Below are 1,430 nucleotides of genomic sequence, written 5' to 3' on the forward strand. Positions count from 1 at the left end.
GGGCTGGGTGTGGGCATCGTCTTCCGCTCTCTTTCGGTCGTAGAACCGATGCGATTCTGGAAAGTGCCACAGGAAAGGTAGGACGCCATGAGAGTCGGTGTTGTAGGCGCTGGCGTAGCGGGCTTGACCGCCGCGTGGCTCCTTGACGACGCACACGATGTGACGGTCTTCGAGGCAAGGTCACGCATTGGCGGGAACGCCCGCTCCATAACCGTCCGCCTCGCGGACTCGACGGTTTCCCTGGACATCGGCGCGCAGGATTTCACCTTCGCCGGCTTTCCCCACCATGCGCGGCTGCTGGAACTCCTCGGCCTCGCCCCGTCCGCTCTCGTGGACGTGCCGATGTCGCTGACGGTCTCGGCCTCTGGCAGGTCGCGTCCCGTCCTGGTCACGAACCACACTCCAGCGGTCGATCGTGGCCGCGCACCCGTTTTGGGAGACGCCCAGGAAGCGCTGAACGCGTTCCTCGCCCGAGCGGCACAGTGGGAGACCGACGATGTCTCCTGGGAAAAGCCACTGGCCGAGCTGATCGAGCCGCTCAACACGTCAACGGACCTGAAAGAGAACCTGCTCTATGCCTGGCCTGCCGCCATATTCGGGTGCAGCAACGAGCGGGCCCGCGAGATGTCGGCGCGGGCCGCCACCGCCTTTCTGGTCTGCGGCCCCGCCCCGGCAGCCGGCGCCGCGGCGGTGTGGCAGAACCTCCGCGGTGGCCTGGAGAGCCTTGCCTGGGCACTGGCCGCGGACCTGTCCCCACGGGCCACGATCCGTACAGGTGCGCCCGTGCAGGCGATCCGTCAGAGCTTCGGATGCCTTGAGGTGCTTGAGACCTCCGGCAGACGGACCGAGGTGGACCGCGTGGTCTTCGGCGCGCCCGCCGAGGCGGTAGGGCCCATGCTCGCGGCGATGCCAGGAACGGAACGGCTCCGCGAAACGCTGGCATCCATCACGTATGCGGACGCTGTGTTCGGCCTACACCTCGACCCCACGTACCTGCCGTCCAGCCGCGAGTTCTGGTCGACCACCAACCTGGAAGTCCGCGACGGGTGGAGCCATAGCACCTCCTGGTTCGGCCCCGCTCACGGCGTCGACGTCTTCAAGAGCCGACTCACCAATCGCGAGAAGGAACCCGAACGCCTCCTCGCTCGCGCAGAATTCCGGCACCCCTTCCCATCGCCCGAGGCGATGCGGGCCCAGTGCCGTCTCGCGGACCTACAGGGAACCGCGCACCTGCATTTCGCCGGTAGCTACGTCAGCGGTGTGGACGGCCAGGAGTCGAGCGTCGTCACCGCGCTGGAGGCGGCCGGTCCGCTGGTGCCCGGAGGACGCCGGTTCGAGGCGCTGCGCTCGGCCGCCTCGGCACCCTCGCCCCACGACCCGCGGCAAAGGTCATGAGGAATCCGAAGCCCGCCCGCCCCCATTCCCCGATC

The 1,430-nt window shown here is 68.0% G+C and carries 1 protein-coding gene; it reads left to right on the forward strand.

Features of this window, described 5'->3' with window-relative positions:
* The first annotated feature begins 87 nt into the window (after positions 1-87).
* Entirely contained in the window at positions 88-1,395 is a 1,308-nt protein-coding gene (locus E1264_RS42600) for an FAD-dependent oxidoreductase (protein WP_132183256.1), read from the forward strand.
* Positions 1,396-1,430 lie beyond the last annotated feature (35 nt).

The organism is Actinomadura sp. KC216 (assembly GCF_004348535.1).
Taxonomy (GTDB): Bacteria; Actinomycetota; Actinomycetes; order Streptosporangiales; family Streptosporangiaceae; genus Spirillospora.

Excerpts from the sequence above, each read along its gene's own strand:
- E1264_RS42600 (WP_132183256.1), top strand. The coding sequence starts at position 88 with ATGAGAGTCGGTGTTGTAGGCGCTGGCGTAGCGGGCTTGACCGCCGCG.